The organism is Cupriavidus sp. DF5525 (assembly GCF_040149425.2).
Taxonomy (GTDB): Bacteria; Pseudomonadota; Gammaproteobacteria; order Burkholderiales; family Burkholderiaceae; genus Cupriavidus; species Cupriavidus pickettii_A.
In genome coordinates this window covers 318,638-343,579 of sequence record NZ_CP168266.1, presented here as the reverse complement: position 1 = coordinate 343,579, position 24,942 = coordinate 318,638, and the positions used below count along the sequence as shown (strand labels likewise).

Here is a 24,942-nt window from a genome sequence, read left to right as displayed (position 1 = left end):
ACTGGTGTCACACCAGCTTGTTGGCGTGCCCGGCCCAGTAGCGGTCGCGCAGCAGCCGCTTGAGCAGCTTGCCGGTCGGCAGGCGCGGCAGCTCGGCGGCGAAGTCCACCGAGCGTGGGCACTTGATCGAGGACAAACTAGCGCGGCAGAAGGCGATCAGCTCGGCGGCCAGTTCCGGCCCGGCCTGCGCCATGTCGATGGGCTGCACCACGGCCTTGACCTCTTCGCCGAAGTCTTCGTTGGGCACGCCGATCACGGCCACGTCCATCACCTTGGGGTGCGTCATCAGCAGGTTCTCGGCCTCCTGCGGATAGATGTTGACGCCGCCGGAGATGATCATGTTGGCCTTGCGGTCGGTCAGATACAGGTAGCCCTCCTCGTCCACGTAGCCGATATCGCCGATGGTGCTCCAGTCCGGATGCTGCGGGTGGCGCGACTCCGCGGTCTTGGCGTCGTCGTTGTGGTAGGCGAAGGCGCGGCCCTCGGCAAAGTAGATCGTGCCTGGCTCGCCCGGCGGCATCAGCTCGCCGTCCGGGCCGCAGATACACAGCTTGCCGATCATCGCCCGCCCCGCCGTGCCCTTGCGCTGCTGCCACTCCTGGGTGCTGACCACGGTCACGCCGTTGCCTTCGGTGCCGGCGTAGTACTCCCAGATCACCGGGCCCCACCAGTCGATCATCGCTTCCTTGACCTGCACCGGGCACGGCGCGGCCGCGTGGATCGCCACGCGCAGCGACGATACGTCGTACGCGAGCCGCTGCGCCTCGGACAGCTTGAGCATGCGCGAGAACATCGTCGGCACCAGCTGCGTATGCGTGATGCGGTGCTGCTGCACCAGCTGCAGGAACTGCTCCGCGTCGAAATGCTCCATCACCACCGAGGTGCCGCCCAGCGCCTGCACGGTCATGTTGTAGCGCAGCGGCGCGGCGTGATACAGCGGCGCGGGCGACAGGTAGCGCGTGTCGGCATCGAAGCCGTAGAGCCGCTGGCACAGCGCCGTCAGCGGCGTGGGATCGTCGATGCGCGGGCTTGCCGGCGCCGCGAACACGCCCTTGGGCCGGCCGGTGGTGCCGGAGGAATAGAGCATGTCGCCGCCGGTGGCCTCGTCTTCGATGCGCGTGGCCGGGCAGCGGCGCAACACCGTTTCATAGGCCTCGTAGCCTGGCACGGTGCCGTCCAGCATCAGCCTGCCGATCAGGTTAGGCGTCTGCCCGGCCAGCGCCGCGGCGGTTTCGGCCTGCGCCTGCGTGGTCACCAGCATCTTCGCGCCACTGTCGTTGACGATGTAGGCGGCATCGGCCACGTTCAGCCGCGTGCTCAGGCAGATGAAGACGATGCCGCTGCGTTGCGCACCCCAGCACAGCTCGAACAGCCGCGGATGGTTCTCCACCATGAAGGCGACGCGGTCGCCCGGCCGCAGCCCACGCGCGCGGAACAGCTGGGCGACCTGGTTGGAGCGCGCGTCGAGCTCGCGGTAGGTGACGACTGCGCCGCTGCTGCCCATGATGACGGCCGGCTTGTCTGGCGTGCGCTGCGCGTGGATGTGCGGATGCATGACGTTGAGCTCCTCGACAGGTGTCACGGTATAGGCGATTGCCAATCCCGCATTCTGGGAAGGCCCGGCGGTTCAACCATCGTCGGAAGCGACGAAGCGCCGCGGCCAAGGTTTGCCGCAGCGCCGCATAAAACGGGACTTTGCCCCGGCCGCGCGGCTTCGTCCGATGCGACGATGCGCCACCCGGCGGCTCGGCCGGATCATGCCCGGCAGACGACCGCAGTCACGTCTCATCCCCAATCCGAAGGAGCCACGGTGGATTTCCAGTTCAGCGAAGAACAGTCGATGCTGCGCGACACGATCGCGCGTTACCTGGCCGATCACTATGATTTCGAAGCGCGTCGCGCTGCCACGCAATCCGCCGCGGGCTGGCGCCCGGATTGCTGGCGCGCGTTCGCACGCGAACTCGGCATCCTCGGCGCGGCCTTCCCCGAGACGCTGGGCGGCCTGGGCGGCGGCGCGGCCGAGCACATGATCGTGATGGAGCAGTTCGGCCGCCACCTGGTGCTGGAGCCTTACCTGGGCACGGTGGTGCTGGGCGGCGGCGCGCTGGTGCACGGCAACCCCGAACTGGCGGCGCAGTGGGTGCCGGCCATCATCGGCGGCGAAGCGACCGCGGCCTGGGCCCACGCTGAACCCGCCAGCCGTTACTGCCGCCACGACGTGCAGGCGACTGCCACGCGCCAGGGCGACGGCTACAAGCTAAGCGGACGAAAGCATGCGGTGGTCGGCGCGCCGTTCGCCTCGCACCTGGTGGTCAGCGCCCGCACCGCCGGCACGCGCCGTGACCGCGACGGCATCAGCCTGTTCTGGATCGCGCGCGATACGCCGGGCGTGGGTCTGCGCGAGTACCCAACCTTCGACGGCCAGCGCGCCGCCGAGGTCTTGCTCGACGGCGTGCAGGTTCCAGCCAGCCAGCGCATCGGCGCCGAAGGTGAAGCGTTCGCATTGATCGAGCGCTTGTGCGACGAAGCCATGGTCGCGCTCGCCGCCGAAGCCAACGGCGCGATGGCGCGCATGCTGGCCGACACCATCGACTACGCGCGCCAGCGCAAGCAGTTCGGCGTCCCGATCGGTACCTTCCAGGTGCTGCAGCACCGCATGGCCGACATGTATATGCAGCTCGAGCAGTCAGTGGGGCTGACCCAGGTGGCGGCGATGCAGGCGGCGAGTGCGACGAGTGCGCCGGAGGTCCGTGCGCAGGCTGCGTGCGCGGCCAAGATCCAGGCAGGCCAGGCGGGTGCCTTCGTCGGCCAGGCCGCGGTGCAGATCCACGGCGGCATGGGCGTCACCGAAGAACTGGCGGTAGGCCACTACTTCAAGCGCGTCACGGCGATCGACCTGCAGATGGGTTCGGCCGAACACCACCTGCGCCGCTACGCCGACCTGCTCTATCCTGCCGCGGCATAAGGCCCGCCTCCCCGCCAACCCAGACGACTATCCCAGCGAGGCCCGTCGATGCATCTCGATTTCTCCCCGCAAGACCAGCAGTTCCGTGAAGACGTACGCGCCTGGATCGCCCAGGCCCATGACGCCGACCTGCGCGCCATGATGGCGCAGTCCAAGAACGGCTACCTCGACAAGGCCGGCCAGGTGCGCTGGCAAAAGGCGCTGCATGCGCGCGGCTGGGCCGCGCCCAACTGGCCCGAGGAATACGGCGGCCCGGGCTGGAACGCGACCCAGCGCTTTATCTTCCAGTCCGAGCTGGCCGCCGCCGGCTGCCCGCCGGTATCGCCGATGGGCCTGAAGATGGTGGCGCCGGTGATCATGAAGTACGGCACGCCCGAGCAGAAGGCGCGCTTCCTGCCGCCGATCCTGGCTTCCGACGTCTGGTGGTGCCAGGGGTATTCCGAGCCCAACTCAGGCTCGGACCTGGCCTCGCTGCAGATGCGCGCGGAGCGCGTCACCGATGGCGACGGCGAGTACTACGTCCTGAACGGCGCCAAGATCTGGACCACGCACGCGCAGTGGGCCGACTGGATGTTCTGCCTGGTGCGCACCAGCCGCGAATCGAAGCGCCAGGAAGGCATCTCCTTCCTGCTGCTCGACATGCATACGCCCGGCATCACGGTGTCGCCGCTGCCGACGCTGGACGGCCCCATGGCCGGCCAGCAGGAAGTGAACCAGGTCTTCTTCGAGAACGTGCGCGTGCCGGTGACAAACCGCATCGGCGAAGAAGGCAAGGGCTGGACCTGTGCCAAGTACCTGCTGGAGTTCGAGCGCGGCGGCACCTACAGCCCGATGCTGCGCAAGCAGCTGGCCAAGATTGCCGACATTGCCGCCGACCAGCCCGCCGACGACGGTGGCCGGTTGCTGGACGACCCCGCCTTCCGCCGCAAGCTGGCGGCGCTGCACGTGCGCGCCGCGGCGCTCGAAGCGGTGGAGTTGCGCGTGTTCTCGGGCTTGGAATCGGGCAGTTCGGTCGGCGCGGCTTCGAGCATGCTGAAGCTCACGGGCACGGAGACGCTGCAGGCGGCCAGTGAACTGGCGGTGGAAGCCGCCGGCCCGGCGGCGCTACCGTTCGTGCGGGACACCTGGGCCGAGCTGCAAGGCCGCGAGGCCGCGCCGCGCGTCGGGCCGGACTATGCCGCGGTGCTGGCGCCGCGCTATTTCAACTATCGCAAGGCGTCGATCTACGGCGGGTCCAACGAGATCCAGCGCAACATCATCGCCAAGCTCGTGCTCGGGCTCTGAGCGGCAGGTCGCCGCCCGCCGGCAGCGGACGTTCTCCAAGGCCAGCCGCCATGTGCGGCTGGCCTTTCTTTTTTGTCCCATCTGTCACGGCCTAGGGTTCACCCTTGGTTGACGCCATCTCAGCCGGTTTGCTGGCGGCCAACGACCTGACCATCTTCGCAGGCCGGGTGCTGACGCGTCTCAGCGCGTCGCTGCAGCTGTCGGCCTACCTGGTCGTGCGCGACGGCGGTCATGCGCTCTACCTGCTGCGCCATATGCCCGAAGCCGCCCTGGTCAGCAATATCCAGGTGGGCAGCCGTGTTGCCGCGCACCTGACCACGCCCGGCCGGATGCTGATCGCCGAGCTGCCTCCGGAGACGCTGCGCGAGTTGCTGGGGCCGGACCCGCTGCCGACCGTGACCGGCCAGAGCCCGGCCACCCATGCGCGGCTGGCCGATATCCTGGCCGCCGATCGCGAGCGGGGCTGCGCGTGGAGCATTTCTGCCTACGAACCGGGCATCGACTCCTGTGCGGCACCGGTGCGCGGCGCCGACGGCGAAGTGATTGCCGCCATCAGCGTGGCGGGGCCGCAGCAGCGCTTCGAGCACGATGGCACGTTGCGCGAGCGTGTGGAGAAAGAGGTCAAACTGCGACCTGTCGGGGCTGATGGGTTATCGCCCCGAACGCTCACGCTGAAGGCGACTCCGCACTATTCCGCGGTAAGCATATCGCTTCCAGTCGGATGGCCGGTCAGACGAACGGCTTGGGCACCTGCGGCCGGTAATCGAGCAGGCGCGACAGCTCGGCGGCCGACTGCCTGACCTTTTCCACCACGATGTCGAGCTGGTCCGGGTCGATGCGCGCGGCCGGGATGGTCGCGCCCAGCGCCGCCACGACCTTCCCGCTGCGGTCCCGCACCGGCGCCGCGATGGTCGAGATGCTGGCCTCGAAGAATCCTTCGTGCAGCACATAGCCGCGCTGGCGGTCGCGCTGGACCATCTCGTACAGCTCCTCGACGGTGCGCGGGGTGCTTTCGGAGTAGACCTCCAGCCGCTCCTCCGGATACAGCGCGCGCAGCTCTTCCAGCGACAGGTCCTCCAGCAGCACGCGCCCCAGCACGGTGGCGTGCGCCGGCAGCCGCGTGCCGACATTGACCGTGCTGGCAAACGGCCGCGCCGCCACCGACTTGGCCACGTAGACGATCGAGCGACCGTCGCGCACCACCAGGTTGCACGGGTAGTGGATCTCGTCGCGCAGCCGGTCCAGCAGCGGCCGGCCCAACTCGGTCAGTTCCAGCGACGCCAGGTAGTCGAAGCCAAGGCGCAGCACCGCCATGCCGAGGCGGAACTCGCGCCCGCCATCGGTGCGCTCGACGAAGCCCATCATTTCCAGCGTGGCCAGCAGCCGGAACACGGTAGAACGCGGCACCTTGAGCCGGCGCGCCAGCTCGGCGGCCGACAAGGTGCGCTCGCGGCTGCTGAACTCGCCCAGCAGCCGCAGGCCGCGCTCCAGCCCCGGCACGATGTATTTGTCCTGGCCGCTATCCTGGCCGCTACCCTGGCCGCTCTCCTGGGCCTCATCCTGCGGCGAATCGGTAGTCATGGTCTGTCTCTGCAATATTCGGTCTTGGCGTAACGTTCCCATATATCACGCCTGCGACCCGTAGGGTACCCGTATTGCGGACAAAACCCTGCCCTGCGCCCGCTATGCCTCCTGGCGCAGGTAATCGCGCAGCCAGGCCGCGCACTGCTCGCCATGCGCCGCCGGCCAGCGCACCACGACGGTTTCGTCACGTCGGCGCAGTTCGACGCAGATGTCGCTGTGGGGGCCGCGCGCGGCCTCGCCGCGGCCGAACCAGCGGGCGAACAGCCCGCCCATGGCCGCGGCCGCCGGCACGGATGGCGCCGGCAGCACCGCATGGCCGTTGACCGCGACCGGTCCCTGTCCCGCAGCGGCTTCCGGCCGCCGGGGCGCAGGTTGTGGCGCGGCAACCGTTGCGTTGTCAGGCGACAGCCGCGCCAGCAGGTTGGCGCCGAACTCGTCCCACATGCGGTCGGCCTTGGTCTTCATCACGCTCAGGCCGAAGGTGCCCAGCCGGCCCAGCACATCGACCTGCACCTTGATCCGCAGCTGCGTCGAGCCATCATCCTGCCCGGTCAGGAAGATCTCGCTCGACTGGCGCAGCGAGCTGGCCACCGAGGCATCCTCGCCGGTGCCCTCGGTGCGCAGGTAATGCGGCGCCCGCGTCTCGACGATCTTCGTATGCAGCCGGAAACGCGCGTTGATAAAGGCGATCTTGACCACCATGTGCGCGATGTACTCGACATCGCTGAGCACTTCGATGGATTCCATGCCGGGCACGCAGGCGCCCATCACGTTGGGGTCGAGCAGCAGCTCCCACACGCGCGCCGGCGGCGCCGCGGTGATGAGGGTCTTTTCAATTTCCACGCATTTTCTCCGCGGCGGACAGGATGGATTCGACGATGCCGACGTAGCCGGTGCAGCGGCACAGGTTGCCGTTCAGGCCGTGGCGGACCTCTTCTGCCGTAGGGTTGGGGTTATTGGCGAGCAGCGCGCACGAGGCCATCAGGAAGCCCGGCGTGCAGTAGCCGCACTGCAGCCCGCCGTTGTCCATGAAGCACTGCTGCAGCGGATGGAGCTGCCCGTCGGCGGCCAGTCCTTCCACGGTCATCACATGGCGCCCGCGCACTTGCACGGCGAGCATCAGGCAGGACTTGACCACCTCGCCGTCGACCAGCACGGAGCAGGCGCCGCAAATGCCGGTCTCGCAGCCGCGCTTGGTGCCGGTCAGGTTCAGGTCGTCGCGCAACAGGTCGGAAAGCAGGCGCCGGGCCAGCACTTCCACCTGGTGTTCTTCACCGTTGACGGTGAGTTCGATGCTGACTTTGTTCATGAGGACTCCTTACTCGGATGCCACGCCGAACAACTCGGCGATGGTGCGGCGCGTGACTACCCGCACCATTTCGCGCCGGTAGCTTTCGGACCCGCGCATGTCCGAGACTGCGTTGATGTCCGCGGCGACGATGGCTGCCGCTTCCTCGGCCAGTTCCGCGGTGACGGCCTTGCCGGCCAGCAGCGCCTCGGCACGGCGCAGCCTGGCCGGGATCGGCGTGGATGCGCCTACCGCCAGCCGCGCCTCGGCGCAGAACGCGCCTTCGCGACGCACCGCCAGCGCCACGCTGGCTAGTGGCCGATGTTCGGCGGCCGTGCGCAGGAAGCGCGCATAGCGGCCATCGGCGCCCACGCCGGGCGCGGGCAGGCGAATCTGCGTGACGACCTCGTCCGGTGCCAGTGCGGTGACGTAGTAGTCGACCAGGAAGTCCTTGATATCGATCACGCGCTCGCCGTTGCCGCCGCTGACCACGATCTGCGCGCCGAGCGCCATCAGGCAGCCAGGCGGATCGGTGGCGGGATCGGCATAGCAGAGGTTGCCGCCAAGCGTGCCCTGGTTGCGCACCTGCGGATTGGCCACGCGCGCGGCCATGCTGGCCAGCATCGGGTAATGCGCCTGCACCAGCGGCGAGCGCGCCACCTCGGCATGCAGCGTCAGCGCGCCGATGCGCAGGCCTTCGCGCGCATCGAAGCTGATCCCCCGCAGCGCGTCCAGCCGCCCCAGCGACACCAGGTGGCTCGGCGTCAGCATGCGCTGGCGCATGCCCAGCATCAGTGCGGTGCCGCCTGCGAAGATGCGGCAGCTATCGCCGAGGTCGGCCAGCATGCGGCTCGCCTCGGCCACGGTCGCCGGCTCCAGGAACTCGAAATCACGCATTGGTAGCCCCCTGCTCCCTCAGTTCGCGCAGACCCGCCAGCACCTTCTCCGGCGTGATCGGCAGCGACTGGATGCGCACGCCCACGGCGTCGAAGACGGCATTGGCGATCGCCGCCGCACCCGGCAGGATCGCGGTTTCGCTGGCCCCCTTGGCGCCATACGGTCCATTGGGATCGTTCGACTCGACCACGTCCGTGCGCAGCATCGGCACCGCATCGGCGGTAGGCATGGTGTAGTCGGCAAAGTTGCCGTTCATCAGGCGGCCATCCTCGTAATGCAGGTTTTCATACAGGGTCCAGCCGATCGCCTGCACGGTGGCGCCGTGGGTCTGGCCGTGCACCGCGAGCGGGTTGATCGCCTTGCCGCAGTCGTCTGCGACAAAGCTGTCGATCACGGTGACCTGGCCGGTGCTGGTGTCGACTTCTACCTCCACCGCCTGCACCGCGAACGAATGCGCCGGCGCGACGTTGCCGTAGTAGTCGGCGTCATGCATCACCGTGGGCGCGTCGTAGGTGGCGCGCACGTGGATGCCCTCGCCGCCGTGACGGAAGATATGCAGCCGCGCGATCTCGGCCAGCGTGGCGGATTTGTCCGGCTGGTCCTGCGCACTGATACGGCCGTCGGCGATCACCAGCCGCTCCGCATCGACGCCGAGCTTTTCCGCCGCCAGCGCCAGCAGCTTCGCGCGCGCTTTGCGCGCAGCGCGCAGCACCGCGTTGCCGGAGATGATGGTCACGCGCGAGGCCAGCGAGCCCAGGCAGAACGGCGCGGTATCCGTGTCGGGCGCCATCACGGTCACGTGCGACAACGGGATGTTCAGTTCCTGCGCACAGATCTGGCTGAGCATGGTGTTGGCGCCCTGCCCGATGTCGCATTCGCTGGTCTGCAGCATCACGCGGCCGTCCTCATTGACCTTGAGCAGGATGGTCGAGCCGTCCCAGTTGCCCAGCGTGCGGTTGCCGCTGACGTGCATCGCCGCGGCAATCCCGACGCCGCGCCGGCGCGTGCCGGTGCTGCGCGGGGCGGCGCGTTTCTCGTCCCAGCCGATGGCCTTGCGGGTCATGTCCAGGCACTCTGCCATGCCGGTGCTGCTGATCTTCCAGCCGTGCACGCTGGTCTCGCCCGCGCCGATCGCGTTGCGCTTGTGCACCTCCACCGGGTCCATGCCGATCATGCCGGCCAGCACGGTCAGGTGGCAGTTCAGCGGGAACTGCATCTGCTGCCCGCCAAAGCCGCGGAAGGCGCCGCGCGGCGGGTTGTTGGTATAGGCCATCACCGCGTGCGAGCGCACGTTCTGCACGCGGTGCATATTGTCGCTGCGCATCGCGGTGACGTGCATCACGTCGCCGGCCAGGCCCGAGTACGCGCCGCATTCGGCGACGATGCGCACGTCCTTGGCGAGGATCACGCCGTCGGCCGACAACCCCATGCGCAGCCAAACCTTCATCGGCACGCTGGCGCGCGCGCCCTGGAAATCTTCCAGCCGGCTGTTGACCAGCCGCACGGGGCGCTCCAGCCGGCTCGCCAGGAAGGCGCAGATCAGGCTGTTGTTCTCCTCGACGATCTTGGCGCCGAAGCCGCCGCCGGTGGTGGCCTGCACCACGCGGATGGTCGACGCGGGCCGGTCCAGCGCCTCGGCCAGCCGCGCGCGGGCCAGGAACACCGACTGCGTCGAGGCCCATAGCGTCAGCCGCCCGTTGCCGTCCTGCGCCGCGACCGAGGCCATCGGCTCCAGGTAGCCGGGGTACTGCGAGTGCATGTCGTAGGTGGCTTCATACACCGCGGCCGCCGCGGCAAAACCCGCCTCCACGTCGCCACGTTCGATCCGCATCTCATGGCCAATATTGTGCGTGCCGGGGTGGAGTTCCGGCGCGCCCTTGGCCAGGGCCGCTGCCGGCGTCAGCAGCGCCGGCAGCGGCACGTACTCGATGCGGATCAGGTCCAGCGCATCGCGCGCGATTTCCTCGCTGACTGCGACCACCGCCGCGACTTCCTCGCCGACATGGCGCACCACGCCACACGCCAGGATGCGCTGCTCCTTGCGGTGCGGGCCCCAGTTGCGCGTGGGCACGTCATGCCCGGTCACCACCAGCTTCACGCCGGGCAGCGCCTTTGCCGCCGACGTATCGATGCCGACGATGCGCGCATGCGGGTGCGGGCTGCGCAGCACCTTGGCGTGCAGCATGCCGGGCAACCTGATGTCGCCGGCATATTGCGCGCGCCCCATGACCTTTTCCCGTGCGGTCACCTGCGGTGTTGAGGTTCCCACGATGGCCTTGCTCATGCCGGTCTCCTGCTTGTCGGATTGCATGAATGCGATGCGCTGGCCGGCGTCATTCCGCGGTGATGGCCAGGTCGCGGATGACCTTGCCCAGCCGCTCGTAGTCGGACGCGTTGACCTTTTCCAGCGCGGCCGGCGCGCCGCCCACCGGGATGGCGCCGAAGGTCGCCATCTTCTCGGTCACGTCAGGCATACGGATCACGTCGTTGAGCTGCTGGTTCAACACCTTGACCACCTCGGCCGGCGTGCCCTTGGGTGCCATCACGCCATGCCAGGCGCCGACCACCACATCCTTGTAGCCAAGCTCGGCCAGCGTCGGCACGTTGGGCAGCAGCGGCGAGCGCTTCGCGTCGGTGATCGCCAGCGGGATCAGCCGGCCGGTGTTGATGTACTGCGCCACCGGGCCCAGCGTGACATAGGCGAAGTTCACATGCCCCGCCACCACGTCGTTGACCGCGGGCGCCACGCCCTTGTACGGCACGTGCTGGATCTTCACGCCGGCGGCGCGGTTGAGCATCTCGCCGGCGATATGCATCGGCGAACCGGCGCCGGGGCTGCCGTAGGTCAGCGCCCTGCCCCCCTTGGCCGCGGCGACCATCTCACTGACGGTCTTTACGCCCGCCGCCGGATTCGCCACCAGCAGCACCGCCTGCACCGCGGTCTGGATCACCGGGGTGAAGCCGTGCAGCGGGTCATAGCTGGCCGCGGGCGCGAGCTTGAGCACCATCGGTGCGAGGGTGAACGGGTTGGGCGTGTACAGCAGCGTGTAGCCGTCGGCCTGCGCGCGGCTGACAAAGCTCGCGCCGACCACGCCGCCGGCGCCTGGGCGATTCTCGACGATCACCGGCTGCTTCAGGCGCGCGGACAGCTTGTCGGCATACAGGCGCGCCATGGCGTCGGTGTCGCCGCCGGGCGGATAGGCGACCACCATGGTCACGGTCCTGGCGGGCCAGGCGGCGCTTGCCAGCGGGCTGCCAGCGGCCAGCGTGAAGGCGGCCATGGCAGTGGCGGCAAGGAAGATACGGCGGGGGCGGTCTTGTCTCATCAACAGCTCCTGTGGGGGCATTCGCGGTGTGGAGTGGGCTGTTGTGCGCACCGCGGAAACAGGGTTGGCTCGGGGTTACAACGCTTCGGTTGTTTTATTAGCGAAACTTACGTTCACATCAGGAACACAAGCATCCTAGGTCGCCAATATTGACGACTCAACTTACGTTAAACCCTAATTGACATTTATAGATACTCACATTCTGGTTTCGGAGTATCGACAGCAACACACCCCGGCGGATTCGGATGCCGCATATGAGACAATCTGGCCCGCCAACCGGCCCTGACATTCCATTGCCGACAGATTCGATCAAGAGGACCGCATGCCCCGTGACGCCGCGCCCGCGAAGGGCCAGCCCGCGCCAGACATCCCTGCCAGCCCCTGGACCGACCTCGACGAGGCCGGCAGCGGCCTGACCGTCGACAATTTCCTGACCACGATGCTGAGCCAGTTGGTCACCGCGCTGCGCAGCACGGTGACGAAGCCATATGCCGAGCAGTTCGGGCTGACCGTGCCGGAGTGGCGCATCCTTGCGCTGCTCGCGCACGCGCGCGAACTGCCCTTTGCGGAGCTGGTGAAGCAATCAACGTCGGACAAGGCGCTGGTGAGCCGCACGCTGCGGCTGCTGGAAGAGCGCGGGCTGGTGCACCTGACCTCGACAGGCAACACGCCGCGCAAGAAGCTGATCTGCGCGATTACCGAAGCCGGCGCCGCGCTGCACGACCAGGTGATGCCGCTGGCGCGGCGGGGGCAGGCGCAGGTGATCCGGCAGCTTTCGCCGGAAGAGCGCGAGGCGGTCTACCAGGGGTTGCGCAAGCTGTTGCGCGCGCAGGGCTGACAAAGAATATGGTTCCGGCCGAACTGCGCTGCTGGAACCGTCACAAACACGGCTTGCCGGGTGCCCGAACCCGGCCCTCACGACGCCTCAGTGCCGCGCCGCCACGTTCTGGCGCTGGTACGAAGCCAACGTCATCCGCATGGCGTCGCGCACAGCGGCCACCGAGCGATTGTCGTCATCACCCTTGCGCGTCACCATCGACAGGGTCAGCACCGGCGCCGCGCGGCCCAGCCGCACCAGCCGCACCGGGTAGTTCTGCACCAGCGTCGGATCGGGCCCCTGCAGAATCGACACACCCAGCCCGGCACTGACCATCGCCACGATCGCCGGCGCACTGTCGAATTCCAGCGTGCCGCGGATTTCGGACACGTGCGTATGCACGTATTGCGCAGCCATGGCGCCTGACACGGTATTGCGGTCATAGCGGATCCAGTCGTACAGCCGGAACAGCGACGCCACGTTGGTCTCGGTGGACGCGGGTGGTGCGATCAGCATCAGTTCGCGCCGCATCATCGGCGTCCAGCGCAGCCGCGCCGAGCCGCCGCCTGCCGGCTGCGCCACCAGCGCCGCATCGATATCCCCCGCCTTGACCGAGGCCGTCAGCGTGCTGCTGCGGCCGCGCACCAGGCGCAGCTCCAGTTTGGGATGACGCTCGCGCACATAGCGCACGATGCCGGGCAGCACGACCGGCTGCAGCGACTCGATCACCCCCAGCCGCACCACTCCTTCCACCGCCAGCCCGCTGCCGGCGCGCAGCGCCTCCAGGTTCTGCAGCGCCTGGCGCATGGTGTCGGCCACCTCGTGCGCGAGCTGGTTGGGCCGCGCCTGCAGCCCCGAGCGGTCGAACAGCGGCTTGCCCAGGTACTGCTCGAGCTGCTTCATCTGCATGCTGACCGCGCTGGGCGTGACGTTGGCCTGGCGCGCGGCGCCGGCGAAGGTGCCAGTCTGCAGCACGCCTTCGAGCGTATGGAAGGTCTCGATTTTCATCAAAAACTCTTATGAAGTAACTCAAATATGTTCGCTTTTCTAATGATAGGCGACGTCGCTAGACTTGCTTCCAACGTCATGCACAAACACCCGAAGGAGCCCCCACATGTCACCCATCGCCGCATCGCAACGCCCCGTCGCCTGGACCGCCCAACAGGCTCGCGACGACCGCTCCTGGATCCTGCGCATGAACGAGGCAGAAATCCAGGGCATGCGCGACGCCCTCGACCACGCCAAGACGCTGAACAAGCCGCTGCTGGAGATGGAACAGGCCGACTTCCCGCTCAACCAGGCCGCGCGCGCAGTGCTCAAGCGCGCCATCGACATCACCCAGGGCGGCTGGGGCATGTGCCTGGTCAAGGGCTTCCCGGTGGACGAATGGACCGAGGAAGAATCGCGCCTGGCCTACTGGGGCATGAGCCTGTACATGGGCGTGGGCCGCACGCAGAACCGCGCCAGCCAGTTCATGAACGACGTGCGCAATGAAGGCGGCGAATACAAAGTCAAGGGCGGCCGCGGCTACAACACCAATGCCGGGCTCGATTTCCACCAGGACTCGTGCGACGTGGTCGGCCTGCTGTGCCGCCGCACCGCCCGCGCGGGCGGCACCAGCAAGGTGATCAGCTCGATCGCACTGCATGACGAAGTCCAGCGCCGCCGCCCCGACCTGATCCCGGTGCTCAAGGGCACCTTCTTCCACAGCTACCAGGGCACCCAGGACTCCAGCCAGCCGCCGTACTACCGCTGCCCGATCTTCGGCAGCCATCCCGAGTATTTCTCGGCGCGCACCAACCGCAAGAACACCGACGCGGCCCAGCGCGACTTTGCCGAGCTGCCGCGCCTGACGCCGGCGCAGGTCGAGGCGCTGGACTTGCTGGACGAGCTGATGCCGAGCGATCAGCTTTGCTTCACCATGGAGCTGGAGCAAGGCGACATGCAGCTGCTGAACAACTACGTCACCCTGCATTCGCGCACGCCGTTCGAGGACTATGAGGAGCCGGACCGCAAGCGCCACCTGTTCCGCCTGTGGCTGGCCGTGCCGGGTTCGCAGCCGCTGCCCGACGACTGGAAGGAGTACTACGGCGACGTGCGTGCCGGATCGGTGCGCGGCGGCGTGCGCGGCAGCGAGATCACGCAGGCCTTCCTCAAGTACGAGAAGCGCCAGGCGGCCGCGCTCGGCATGGCGTTCGATACCTGGCGCCCGCAAGTGCGCCAGGAAGACATGGCGCGCATCCTGGCCGAGCATGCGGCCAAGGCCGCCGAGGGAGCTACGGCATGAGCGCCGCCGGCATGCCCTCCCCTTCGCTGAAGGAACGCCTGCGCCGGCGCGAGCCGGTGCTGGCGCCCGGCGTCTACGATGCGCTCAGCGCGCTGCTGGCCGAGCAGGCCGGCTTCGAAGCGCTGTACCTCTCGGGCGGCGCGGTCGCCTACACGCTGCTGGGCCGCTCCGACGTGGGCCTGACCACCGCCACCGAGACCGCCGACGTGCTGGCGCGCATCACCGACCGCGTATCGCTGCCGGTGATCGTCGACGGCGACACCGGCTACGGCAACGCGCTCAACACGCAGCGCACCGTGCGCGCCTTCGAGCGCGCCGGCGCCGCCATGATCCAACTGGAGGACCAGGGCTTTCCCAAGCGCTGCGGCCACCTCGCCGGCAAGTCGCTGGTGTCGGTGCGCGAGATGTGCGGCAAGCTGCAAGCCGCGCTCGACGCGCGCCATGACGCCGACACGCTGATCCTGGCGCGTACTGACGCGGTCGCAGTGGAAGGCCTGGACGCTGCCATCGAGCGCGCCGAAGCCTACCTGGCCTGCGGGGTCGATGCGCTGTTTATCGAGGCGGTGATGTCCGCCACCGACATGGACCACGTCTGCGGCCGCTTCGGCGCGCGCGTGCCGCTGCTGGCCAATATGGTCGAGGGCGGCAAGACGCCGATCCAGAGCGCGTCCGAACTGGGCGAGCGCGGCTATCGCATCGTGATCTACCCGGGCGGCACCGTGCGCTTCCTCTCGCACCAGCTGCAGCGCTACTTCGCCGGGCTCAAGGCCAATGGCAGCACACGCGCCTTCATGGAGGAAATGAACGACTTCGATGCACTGAACCGGCTGATCGGCACGCCCCAACTACTCGATGCCGGCCGCCGCTACGCGGAAGACGACTGACGGCACACGCCGCAGCCCATCGAACAAACATAAATAGAGAAACGGAGACAAAACATGGAACGACGCGAATTCCTGGCGCTGCTGGCGGCCAGCACGATGCTGCCCAGCACCCTGCAGGCCGCCCCGGCCGTGACCAAGGTGCTGGTCGGCGCCACGCCAGGCGGCGGCACCGACTTGGTGGCCCGCGCGCTGGCCGCTGAACTGGAGCAACGCCTCAAGCATCCCTTTATTGTCGAGAACCGCGGCGGCGCGGCCGGCAATATCGCCGCGACCGCGGTGGCCAAGGCCGACCCCGACGGCGGCACGCTGCTGCTCAGCTACACCAGCCACGCCATCAACCCCGCGCTATTCGACAAGAAGCCGTTCGATCCGATCAAGGACTTCACGCCGATCTCGCTGATCGCCAGTTCACCGCTGCTGCTGGTGTCGCGGCCCGACCTGGGCGCGAACAACGTGCGCGAGCTGATCGCGCTGGCCAAGTCCAAACCCGGCAAGCTCAGCATCGCCGTGGCCGGCCTCGGCAGCGCCAACCACCTGGCCGGCGAGATGCTCAAGCATGAGGCCGGCATCGACCTGGTCAGCGTGCCGTACAAGGGCGCGGGCCCTGCGGTGGCCGACGTGGTCGCCGGCCAGGCCGACCTGCTGCTGGGCAATGTCGCCACCGTGCAGCCCCTGCTCCAGGCCGGCCGGGTCAAGGGCCTGGGCATCAGCAGCCTGAAGCGGCTGGCCACGTTCCCGCAGATCGCACCGATCGCCGACGTGGTACCCAATTTCGATTACAGCTCGTGGTATGGCCTGCTCGGCCCGGCCGGCATGCCGGCGGACCTGGTTGCGCAACTGGAGAAATCCGTGCGCGCCGCGGTGGCGTCGCCGGCCATGCGCAAGCGCCTGACCGGCGAAGGCCTGGTGCCGGTGGGCAACGATGCCGCCCAGTTCACGCAGTTCCTGCAGAGCGAGATCGCGCGCTGGGCCAAGGTGGTGGCGGTTACCGGGGCGAGGATGAGCTGAGCCCCGCAGAAGGAAAAAAGGCCGCACCGGATCACGGTGCGGCCCTAACTGAACGGGACGAGCACTCCCCCGTTCAGACCTCCAGTTCCTCCAGCACCCGACCCTTGGTCTCGATGCCCAGGAAATGCACGGTGATGGCCGCCAGCGCCGGCACCACCGCCAGCGCAAAGAAGGCGACGCTGAGGTTGCCGCTGCCGATGGTGCCGGCAATCAACCCGGGCGCAAAGATCGCCGCCAGCTTCAGCCAGGCTCCGCCCAGGCCGCAGCCCATCGCGCGCACGCTAGTCGGGTACAACTCCGGCGTATAGACATAGGCGGTGATAAAGCCGCTCGCGAGGAAGCCCATCGCCAGCGCACAGAAGGTCGCCACCACATATACCGAGGAGGCGTGGAACACGCCCGCCAGCACCAGCGACAGCGCGCACAGCAGGAACGACACGTTGATCACCGGCTTGCGTCCGACCTTGTCGACGATCATCGCGCATACCAGCGAACCGACCACACCCAGCACCGAAGCACCGGCGGCAAGGTTCAGCGCCAGTTGCAGCGGCGCGTGGTACACAGTCTTGTAGACCGTAGGCAGCCACGTCGACAGCCCGTACTGGATAAAGCCGCAGGTCGCCCACAACATCCATACCGCCAGCGTGCGGCCGAGGTAGGCCTTGCTGACCAGGTCACGCACGCGCCGGCGCGGGTGCTGGGTCATGCGGTCGTAGCTGCTGGCATTGACCGGCGGCGGCAGCGGACCCCTGGCGCGCGCCTCGAACGCACGCAGTGCGGCATCGGCTTCGTCAAGACGGCCTTTCTCCGCCAGCCAGCGCGGCGATTCCGGGATCACGCGGCGCAGGATGAAGAACAGCACCAGTGGCACGCCGCCGATGAAGTACATCACCTCCCAGCCGTAGTGCGGCACCAGCCAGGCGCCAACGCCGTTGGACACCATCAGGCCGATCGGGAACACCACCTCGTACAGCAGCACGAAGCGCCCACGGCCATGCGCGCGCGTGACTTCGTTGATATAGGTGGCGGCCACCGGCAGCTCACCGCCAAGGCCGAGGCCCTGCACGATGCGCAGCAGCAAGAAAATCTCGAATGACGGCGCGAAGCCGCAGGCAATGCTCATCAGTCCGATGATGCCCGCGCTCCAGCCGATCGAACGCAGCCGGCCGAAGCGCTCGGCCAACCCCGGGAACAGCAGCGCGCCGACCAGCTGGCCGACCGAAGGCGCCGCGATCAGGAAGCCGATCTGGCCTGGCGTCAGCGACCACTGCGCGATCAGCAGCGGCAGCGTGGCGGCGATGGCGATGACGTCGAAGCCATCGAAGAAGGTGGCCAGGCCGATCAGCAGCCGGGCGCGGATATGCATGGCGTTGCCCGGCATGCGTTCGATGCGGGCGACGATGTTGCCGCGGGTGACGGGGCCGGTACGGGCAGTTGCCGTGGCAGCGCCCTGGCTGGCGCTGTCGGCCGTGGTCACGATACCTGCGGTGGCGGCCACCGGCGCGCCGGGCGGCGCTGCGTCTTGTCTCTGGGTCAACACGGGACTTCTCGTTTGATTCGTGGGGGTGGTTTGCTCCCCTCTCCCGCTTGCGGGAGAGAGGCCGGGGGAGAGGGCTGGCGTTCGCGATCGGCATCCACGCGTGGAACTACCACCCGGCGGCCTTTGAAGAGGAGATCGGAATGTGGCAGTGCGTCGCCTGCGGCCAGCGCTTGCCCTCTCCCCCGCCCCTCTCCCGCACGCGGGAGAGGGGAGCACCCAGTCGCGAAATTACAGGTCCAGCACCAGGCGATTGCCCTTGCAGCCGGAGACGCACACCATCATGGTCTTGTTGCTGGCGCGCTCGCTGTTGCTCAGCACGCTGTCGCGGTGGTCCGGGCAGCCTTCCAGCACGGCGGTCTCGCACGAACCGCACACGCCTTCGCGGCAGCTGTAGTCCATCTCCACGCCGGCATCGAGCAGTGCGTCCAGCAGCGACTTGCCCGACGGCACCTTGACGGTGGTACCGGTGCGCGACAGCGACACCACATACTCGCCCTCCTGCACCGCCTCGGTCGACGGGTCAGCGGCAAAGCGCTCGATATGGACATTCGGATAGCCGTGCGCTTCGCAGGCGGCCTCGAATGCCTTGAGCATCGGGCCGGGGCCGCAGCAGTAGAAGTGCGTCTGCGCATCCTGACCGGCCAGCATTGCCTTCAGGTCAGGCGGCACGCCAGCCTCGTCATCGAAGTGGAATCGCACCGCATCGCCATGCGCCGACAGCGCCTCGACAAACGCCGCCTCGGCGCGCGAACGCGCACAGTACAGCAGCGTGAACGACTTGCCCAGCTCGGCCAGCCGGCGCGCCATGCAGACGATCGGCGTGACGCCGATGCCGCCGGCGACCAGCACGGTGTGCGCGGCGGACTCGTCCAGCGCGAAGTTGTTGCGCGGCGCGCCCACGGTCAGCGTGGTGCCCACGCGCAGCTGCTCGTGCACATAGCGCGAGCCGCCGCGGCTGCCGCGGTCCAGCAGCACGCCCACGGTATAGCGCTGGCGCACTTCCGGCGCACCGCACAGCGAGTAGCTGCGCACCAGGCCATTGCCCAGGTGCAGGTCGATATGGGCGCCCGGGCTGTACTCGGGCAGGGTCTTCCCTTCGGGATCTTGCAATTCGATGCTGACCACGCCGCGCGCTTCGTAACGCATGGCCTGGACACGCAGGGTCAGGGACTGGTGGGCACTCATGCTGCTTCCTTCGTTTCCGCTTGCTGCTGACTTACCGCTTCTCGGTCAGGAACTTGCCTGCCGGTCCGCCCGCGTTCTTCTGGCGGCGGGTGTTGCCGTCGATGCCGCCCTCGATCGCCCACTCGGCGAACATGGTCGGGCCAGGCTCGAAGGCGCGCGGCTCCCAGTGCTCGTCGAGCTGGTCTTCGTCGGCGTAGTACTCGATCAGGCCGCCGGCCGGATTCTTGAAGTACCAGAAGTAGGCCGACGAGATTGGGTGGCGGCCCGGGCCGAGCTGCGTGTCCCAGCCCTTGCGCGAGACGTGCATGCCGCCGCCGAAGACCTCGTGGATGTCGCGCACGGTGAAGGCAACGTGGTTCAGGCCGCTCTTCGGTTCCGGCAGCTGCAGCAGGAACAAGTCATGGTGACCGCCGTCCGCCGTGCAGCGCAGGAACGCGCCGCGATCCGGATAGCGATCCGACGGCACGAAGCCGAACTTCTCGACATAGAAGCGCTCCGTGGCCTTTACGTCTTTCACGAAGAACACCACGTGGCCCACCTCGATCGGCGTGGCGTGGTCGTAGATCGGGCTGCGCTGGTTCAGGCGCGGCTTGTCGTTCCATGTGTTCATCAGCGCGCATTCGACCTGCACGTCATGCTTGCGCGTGACCTGGAAGCGCACTGCCAGGCCGTTCGGGTCGGTGCAGCCGATGCGCAGGGTGTCACCCTCGCCTTGCTTCACATAGCCCGGTGCGTCGGCAATTGCGTCCGCCAGATGGTCGAGCGATGCCTGCGAGTCCACGCCCCACACCACTTCGCGCAGCGTCGGGCCGGCTTCGATGGCGGGCGGCAACGTGGCGTCGTCGATGCGGCGCACCAGCACGCGGCAGCCGTTCAGCGTTTCGAAGTCCAGGCCCTGCGCGTCGTCGCGCTTGATGGCCAGGCCCCAGTCCGAGAAAAAGCCACGGCAGGCGTCAAAGTCATCCGCGCCGTAGACGATCTCGTCGATCCCCAATACCTTGATCATTGCTAGCTCCAGCCTGCCGGGTTCAGTGGTTGGCCCACGGCAGCGGTTGTTCGTTCAGGCCCCAGTACACGCTCTTCTGCTCCATGTACTGCAGGATGCCAAGCCGTCCCTTCTCACGGCCCAGGCCGCTGTCGCGCCAGCCGCCGAACGGCGTCGCAATCGAGAACTGCTTGTAGGTGTTGATCCACACATTGCCCGCCTGCAAGGCCCGTGCCACGCGCCAGGCGCGCTTGTAGTCGCGCGTCCAGATGCCGGCGGCCAGCGCGTAGACGCTGTCGTTGGCCTGCGCGATCAGGTCGTCCTCGTCGTCGAACGGGATCGCCACCAGCACCGGCCCGAAGATCTCTTCCTGGCAGATGCGGGCGTTGTTATCCAGCCCTTCGATGATGGTCGGCGTGTAGAAGTAGCCGTTGGGCAGGCCAGCGACCTCGGGACGCAGCCCGCCAGTGCGCAGTTGGCCACCCTCTTCCACGCCTGCTGCCACGTATGACTCGATGCTGTCACGGTGGCGGTCGGTGATCAGCGGCCCCATCTGGGTGCGATCGTCGGCGGGGTCGCCCACGCGCAGGTGCGCCGCGCCCGCGGCCAGGCGGTCGATAAAGGCCTCGTACTGCGAGCGCGCCACGAACAGGCGCGAGCCGGCGATGCACGACTCCCCCGACGAGCTGAAGATGCCGTACAGCACGCCGTTGACCGCGTGGTCCAGGTCGGCATCGTCGAACACCATGGTCGGCGACTTGCCGCCCAGCTCCAGCGACACCGGCATCATCTTGTCGGCGGCGATATGGGCGATGTGCTTGCCGGTGGTGGTGCCGCCGGTGAACGACACGCGGCGCACCAGCGGATGCTTGGTGATGGCGTCGCCGATCACCGAGCCCTTGCCGGGCAGCACGCTGATCAGGCCCTTGGGCACGCCGGCCTCTTCGCAGATGCGCGCCAGTTCCAGCGCCATCAGCGGCGTGACCTCGGCGGGCTTGACCACCACGGCGTTGCCGGCTGCCAGCGCGGGCGCCATTTTCTGTGCCTCGCTGGCGATCGGCGAGTTCCACGGCGTGATCGCCGCGACCACGCCCATCGGCTCGTACACGCTCATGGTCAGGCAGTCGCCGCGCTGCGGCGTGATGGTCTCTTCCAGCGTCTCGCAGGCGGCGGCAAAGAACTGGAAGGTGCCGGCGGCGCTGGCCACCAGCGCGCGCGTCTCGCTGATCGGCTTGCCGTTGTCCAGGCGCTGGCGCTGGGCGAGCGGCTCGGCTTGCGCGCGGATCAACTCGGCAACGCGATAGAGGACGGCAGCACGCTCGTGCGGCTTGCGCTGGGCCCAGCCGCTGGTGAGGAAGGCCTGATGGGCGCCCTGCATGGCTTCTTCCACGTCCGCCAGGCTGGCGGCGTTGAGTTCGGCCACCACTTCGCCGGTAGCCGGGTAGCGCGTGCCGTAGCGGTCGCCGGTCCCCAGGCGCCATTCGCCCGCGATGCAGATGCGGAGTACTTCTTGTGGGTTCATTGTCGTTGCCTGCTAAGTCTGTGGGGCGCGTGGAGCGCGACTAGATCGAGACCGCGTGGGCGCGGTTGCCCAGCGCCCGCACCACGCTGAACACCGTCAGCGCGGAAGTCTTGGGATTGGCCGCGAGCGGCTTGCCGCGCATGGTCAGCTCGAAGCCGCCAAACGCGCCGCGCGCTTCCACGTGATGCACGTTCTCAACCGCATGCGGATCGGCCAGCAGCTTCACCGACGTGCGATCCAGCCCGAGCCCGGCCAGCGAGACCGTGGCGGCCACGTTGGCGTTCTTGGGATAAAGACGCGCCGCGTCACGAGCGCTGCCTTCGAAGATCACGGTCGGCTCGGTCAGCGCATCCAGGTCGAACAGCTGCTCGGCCGGCGTGCCGACCCAGGCGCGCGCCGGCTTGCGGCCGGTGTAGATGACCTCGTCCAGGCCGCCGACACGCGCCGCTGCCAGCGCGTCGATGGCGCCGATCGCGCCAGACAGCAGCTGCACCTGCGTGCCGCCGCGGCGCGCGGCTTCTTCCAGCCGCTCGGCCATGCCGGGTTCGGACAGCGCGCCCACCGACACCACCATGCACGGGATGCCGCGCTCCAGCGCCGGCACGATGTGCTCTTCCAGCGCATGGTGGCCGGCACACTCGACCAGCAGGTCGGGACGGCCGTCGCTGTCGTTCAGGTGCGTCGCCACGCGGACGCCTGGCGCCAGCGCGGAGAGCGCGCCGCGTGCTTCGTCCATCGTGCTCTCGGGCACGATCACCACGTCGAACACGACATCCGGATCGCTCTTGAGCAACTCGAGCACGCCGCGGCCGATCGCACCGCACCCAATCATGGACACATGCAGCATTTTTCTGGTCTCCCTCAGGCGCTGACGGTGGCCTGTTCCGAAGCCGGGGTTTCCTTGTTCACCGGCGGGCCGGCAAACACGGTCTTGAAGCTGCCGATGGACAGCATGTCGATTTCCAGCAGGAACGGACCGGGCTCGATCGTGGCCTGCTCCAGCGCGGTGCCGATCTCGGCCAGGCTGCTGACGCGTGCATGGCGCAGCGACAGCGACTTGGACAGTGCGGCGTAGTCGGGCGTATGCAGGTCTACGTAGTGACGGCGGCCGCCATACTGCGCGTCCTGGATGTTCTTGATCACGCCGTAGCCCTTGTCGTTCATCAGCACAATGACCATGTCGGCACGTTCCTGCACCGCAGTCGCCAGCTCGCCCAGGTTCAGGATGAAGCCGCCGTCGCCGGCCAGCGTGAAGGTCTTCTTGCCCGAGGCCGTCGCCGCCGCGCCGATGGCGGCGCCGATGCCCATCGCCAGGCCCTGGCCGATGCCGCCGCCCAGCGCATGCACGCCGGCACGCGAGTCGAAGATGCGCAGCTGGCGGTTGCCCCAGGTGCTGTTCGACACGGTCACGTCGCGCACCCAGTTGAAGTTGCGGCCGACCGCTTCCTGCAGCGCCTGCACCAGCGCCGAGTACGGGCCGAGGCCATCGACCAGGCCGTTGACGGCGACGTCATGCGCGCGGCGCAGGTCGGCGGCAAAAGCCGGGTCGACCTTCATGCGGCCTTCCAGGCGGTCGGCCAGCGCATCCAGCGCCAGCGCGGCGTCGCCGCTGACAAAGCAGTCGCTCTGGTAGCAGCGGCCTTCGGCGGCCGGGTCGGCGTCGATGCGCAGCAGCGGGCGCGGCAGCTTCAGTTCATACTTCAGCGTTTCATTGCCGCGCAGGCGCGAGCCCACCACCAGCATTGCGTCGCAGGTCTGGTAGAAGTTCTCGACCGGCTTGTGCAGGTTGAAGGCGCCAAGCGTTCGGGGATCGTCTTCCGCCACGATGCCGCGGCCCTGCGTGCTGGTGACCACGCCGAAGCCCAGGTCCATCAGGCGGCGCACCTGCGCCGAGGCGTGGCGCGCACCGCCACCCAGCCACAGCAGCGGACGCTTGGCATTGGCCAGGCGCTCGGCGAGCGCGTCCAGCGCGTGCGTCGACGGCACGTGCTTGGGCACCGGCAACGGCTGCAGGTCGGCCGGCAGGTCGATCAGCGCGGCCTGGATGTCGATGGGGATCTCCACGCTGACCGGGCCGGTCGGCGCCGTCAGCGCGGTCTGCACCGCCAGCTTGATGGTGCTGATAGCGGTATCCGCGCTGCGGATGCGGAAGGCGGCCTTCGACACGGCCTTCAGCATGGTGAGCTGGTCCGGCGCTTCGTGGATGTAGGCCAGGCTCTGGTCCAGGTACGGCGTCTCGATCTGGCCGGTGATATGCAGCAGCGGCGTGCCGGCGGTCAGCGCTTCCACCATGGCGCCGGCGGCATTGCCCGCGGCGGTGCCTGTGCTGGTCAGGCACACGCCCAGGCCGCCGGTGGTGCGGGCATAGGCATCGGCCATGTTGGTGCCGCCCGCTTCGCCGCGCGCCGGCACGAAGCGGATCTTGCCGCGCTCGCCCATGGCGTCGAGGATCGGCATGTTGTGGATCGAGATCACACCGAATGCAGCCTTGACGCCGCACTGTTCGAGAAACGCCGTGATGGCGCAGCCCACGGTGACCTGTTGTTGTTCGTACTGTTGCTGATTAGGCATGACGGGAGTGTCCTCCGGAGATATCGATATGGCTGCCCGTGGTGTACGAAGACAACGGCGAGGCAAGGAACAGGATGGCGCGGGCTGCCTCGACAGGCAGGCCCAGGCGGCCAAGGGGAATATGTTTCTGCTGGGCCAGGCGCGCGGTCCACGCGGCCCAGTCCAGGTGGCGGTCTTCTTCGGGGCGCGCTTCAAAGCGGCGGCGCCACTGGCCCGATTCGACCAGCCCGATCAGGATGCCGTTGACGCGGACACCCTTGGGCGCGAACTCGGTGGCCATCGAGCGCACCAGGTTGAGCACACCAGCGCGCGCAGCGGAGGTCGCCACCATGTGCGGCTCCGGCTGCTGCGCCAGCAGCGAATTGACGCACACGATGGCGCCCTGGCTGGAACGTTCCAGCTGCGGCAGGAAGGCGCGCGTCGGGTGGATCACGGAGAAGAACTTGAGCTGCAGTTCTTCCATCCAGGCCGCGTCCTCGGTGTTCGCGAAGGTGGAGACACGACCCTGGCCGGCGTTGTTGACCAGCATGTCGGCGTTGCCCAGCGTGGCCTGCACGGCGGCGGCAAAGGCAGCGACCTGTTCAGGCTTGAGCACGTCACAGGTGGCGGCAAAGAGCCGGCACCCGGCAAACTTCTCGCGCAGCTGCGCTTCGGCGCTGCGCAGGCGGGCTTCGTCGCGGCCGCACATGGCGACGGCGGCACCCGCTTCGAGCAGCAGTTCGACGGTCGCCAGCCCGATGCCGGAGGACCCGCCGGTAACGACGGCAACCTTGCCGCCGAGTTCAATCATGGACATTGT

General features: G+C 68.0%; 21 protein-coding genes and 1 pseudogene. 7 read left to right on the top strand and 15 right to left on the bottom strand.

Annotation, left to right across the window (positions count from 1 at the left end):
* Positions 1-7: 7 nt before the first annotated feature.
* Positions 8-1,555 carry an AMP-binding protein gene (locus ABNX08_RS22745; RefSeq protein ID WP_022537959.1) on the bottom strand — a complete coding sequence of 516 codons (1,548 nt, stop codon included), beginning with the start codon at positions 1,553-1,555 and terminating at the stop codon, positions 8-10.
* Positions 1,556-1,810: 255 nt separating this feature from the next.
* Here ABNX08_RS22745 and ABNX08_RS22740 point away from each other — a divergent pair, with 255 nt between their 5' ends.
* The 3 genes and pseudogenes from ABNX08_RS22740 to ABNX08_RS22730 form a co-directional block, all read left to right on the top strand.
* Complete coding sequence (locus ABNX08_RS22740) at positions 1,811-2,965, top strand: acyl-CoA dehydrogenase family protein (RefSeq protein ID WP_022537958.1); 1,155 nt, start codon at positions 1,811-1,813, stop codon at positions 2,963-2,965.
* 48 nt (positions 2,966-3,013) lie between these two features.
* Positions 3,014-4,249, top strand: a complete 1,236-nt coding sequence (locus ABNX08_RS22735) for an acyl-CoA dehydrogenase family protein (protein ID WP_022537957.1) — start codon at positions 3,014-3,016, stop codon at positions 4,247-4,249.
* Positions 4,250-4,380: 131 nt separating this feature from the next.
* Positions 4,381-4,924, top strand: a pseudogene (locus ABNX08_RS22730) (IclR family transcriptional regulator); the annotation flags it as partial.
* Positions 4,925-4,978: 54 nt separating this feature from the next.
* Here the strand turns inward: ABNX08_RS22730 and ABNX08_RS22725 are convergent.
* From ABNX08_RS22725 to ABNX08_RS22700, 6 genes are all read right to left on the bottom strand, one after another.
* Positions 4,979-5,830, bottom strand: coding sequence for an IclR family transcriptional regulator (locus ABNX08_RS22725; protein ID WP_022537955.1), 852 nt, complete (start codon positions 5,828-5,830; stop codon positions 4,979-4,981).
* A 102-nt stretch (positions 5,831-5,932) separates the two neighbouring features.
* Positions 5,933-6,676 carry a CoxG family protein gene (locus ABNX08_RS22720; RefSeq protein WP_022537954.1) on the bottom strand — a complete coding sequence of 248 codons (744 nt, stop codon included), beginning with the start codon at positions 6,674-6,676 and terminating at the stop codon, positions 5,933-5,935.
* Positions 6,666-7,142: a (2Fe-2S)-binding protein gene (locus tag ABNX08_RS22715; RefSeq protein WP_022537953.1), complete on the bottom strand. Its 477-nt coding sequence runs from the start codon at positions 7,140-7,142 to the stop codon at positions 6,666-6,668. Before ABNX08_RS22715 ends, ABNX08_RS22720 begins: the two co-directional genes overlap by 11 nt.
* 9 nt (positions 7,143-7,151) lie before the next feature.
* Positions 7,152-8,018 (bottom strand): xanthine dehydrogenase family protein subunit M, encoded by an 867-nt coding sequence (locus tag ABNX08_RS22710; RefSeq protein ID WP_022537952.1) that lies wholly within the window; start codon positions 8,016-8,018, stop codon positions 7,152-7,154.
* Positions 8,011-10,302 (bottom strand): xanthine dehydrogenase family protein molybdopterin-binding subunit, encoded by a 2,292-nt coding sequence (locus ABNX08_RS22705; protein WP_041681963.1) that lies wholly within the window; start codon positions 10,300-10,302, stop codon positions 8,011-8,013. Before ABNX08_RS22705 ends, ABNX08_RS22710 begins: the two co-directional genes overlap by 8 nt.
* Before the next feature lie 49 nt (positions 10,303-10,351).
* On the bottom strand, positions 10,352-11,344 hold the full coding sequence (locus tag ABNX08_RS22700; protein ID WP_022537950.1) for a tripartite tricarboxylate transporter substrate binding protein: 993 nt from the start codon (positions 11,342-11,344) through the stop codon (positions 10,352-10,354).
* A 322-nt stretch (positions 11,345-11,666) separates the two neighbouring features.
* Here ABNX08_RS22700 and ABNX08_RS22695 point away from each other — a divergent pair, with 322 nt between their 5' ends.
* Positions 11,667-12,182, top strand: coding sequence for a MarR family winged helix-turn-helix transcriptional regulator (locus ABNX08_RS22695; protein WP_022537949.1), 516 nt, complete (start codon positions 11,667-11,669; stop codon positions 12,180-12,182).
* Positions 12,183-12,269: 87 nt separating this feature from the next.
* Here ABNX08_RS22695 and ABNX08_RS22690 read toward each other — a convergent pair whose 3' ends face one another.
* Positions 12,270-13,169 carry a LysR family transcriptional regulator gene (locus tag ABNX08_RS22690; protein ID WP_022537948.1) on the bottom strand — a complete coding sequence of 300 codons (900 nt, stop codon included), beginning with the start codon at positions 13,167-13,169 and terminating at the stop codon, positions 12,270-12,272.
* Between the two features lie 106 nt (positions 13,170-13,275).
* On the opposite strand from ABNX08_RS22690, the gene ABNX08_RS22685 reads away from it, so the two are divergent.
* The 3 genes from ABNX08_RS22685 to ABNX08_RS22675 are packed head-to-tail and all read left to right on the top strand — an operon-like array spanning position 13,276 to position 16,340.
* Positions 13,276-14,448, top strand: coding sequence for a TauD/TfdA family dioxygenase (locus ABNX08_RS22685; RefSeq protein ID WP_041681713.1), 1,173 nt, complete (start codon positions 13,276-13,278; stop codon positions 14,446-14,448).
* A gap of 11 nt (positions 14,449-14,459) precedes the next feature.
* Positions 14,460-15,332, top strand: a complete 873-nt coding sequence (locus ABNX08_RS22680; protein ID WP_041681962.1) for an isocitrate lyase/phosphoenolpyruvate mutase family protein — start codon at positions 14,460-14,462, stop codon at positions 15,330-15,332.
* Positions 15,333-15,386: 54 nt separating this feature from the next.
* On the top strand, positions 15,387-16,340 hold the full coding sequence (locus tag ABNX08_RS22675) for a tripartite tricarboxylate transporter substrate binding protein (protein WP_022537945.1): 954 nt from the start codon (positions 15,387-15,389) through the stop codon (positions 16,338-16,340).
* A 73-nt stretch (positions 16,341-16,413) separates the two neighbouring features.
* Here the strand turns inward: ABNX08_RS22675 and ABNX08_RS22670 are convergent, their stop codons facing one another.
* The 7 genes from ABNX08_RS22670 to ABNX08_RS22640 all read right to left on the bottom strand — a co-directional run bounded on the left by ABNX08_RS22670 (position 16,414) and on the right by ABNX08_RS22640 (position 24,939).
* A complete protein-coding gene (locus tag ABNX08_RS22670; protein WP_374063736.1) occupies positions 16,414-17,817 on the bottom strand; it encodes an MFS transporter in 1,404 nt (467 codons plus the stop codon).
* A gap of 291 nt (positions 17,818-18,108) precedes the next feature.
* Positions 18,109-19,065, bottom strand: coding sequence for a PDR/VanB family oxidoreductase (locus tag ABNX08_RS22665; protein WP_022537943.1), 957 nt, complete (start codon positions 19,063-19,065; stop codon positions 18,109-18,111).
* Positions 19,066-19,096: 31 nt separating this feature from the next.
* Positions 19,097-20,071 (bottom strand): VOC family protein, encoded by a 975-nt coding sequence (locus ABNX08_RS22660; protein WP_022537942.1) that lies wholly within the window; start codon positions 20,069-20,071, stop codon positions 19,097-19,099.
* 22 nt (positions 20,072-20,093) lie between these two features.
* Positions 20,094-21,572, bottom strand: a complete 1,479-nt coding sequence (locus ABNX08_RS22655; RefSeq protein WP_022537941.1) for an aldehyde dehydrogenase — start codon at positions 21,570-21,572, stop codon at positions 20,094-20,096.
* Between the two features lie 40 nt (positions 21,573-21,612).
* Positions 21,613-22,419 carry an aspartate dehydrogenase gene (locus ABNX08_RS22650; RefSeq protein ID WP_022537940.1) on the bottom strand — a complete coding sequence of 269 codons (807 nt, stop codon included), beginning with the start codon at positions 22,417-22,419 and terminating at the stop codon, positions 21,613-21,615.
* A gap of 14 nt (positions 22,420-22,433) precedes the next feature.
* Positions 22,434-24,143 (bottom strand): thiamine pyrophosphate-binding protein, encoded by a 1,710-nt coding sequence (locus tag ABNX08_RS22645; RefSeq protein WP_022537939.1) that lies wholly within the window; start codon positions 24,141-24,143, stop codon positions 22,434-22,436.
* Entirely contained in the window at positions 24,136-24,939 is an 804-nt protein-coding gene (locus ABNX08_RS22640) for an SDR family oxidoreductase (protein WP_041681712.1), read from the bottom strand. Before ABNX08_RS22640 ends, ABNX08_RS22645 begins: the two co-directional genes overlap by 8 nt.
* Positions 24,940-24,942 lie beyond the last annotated feature (3 nt).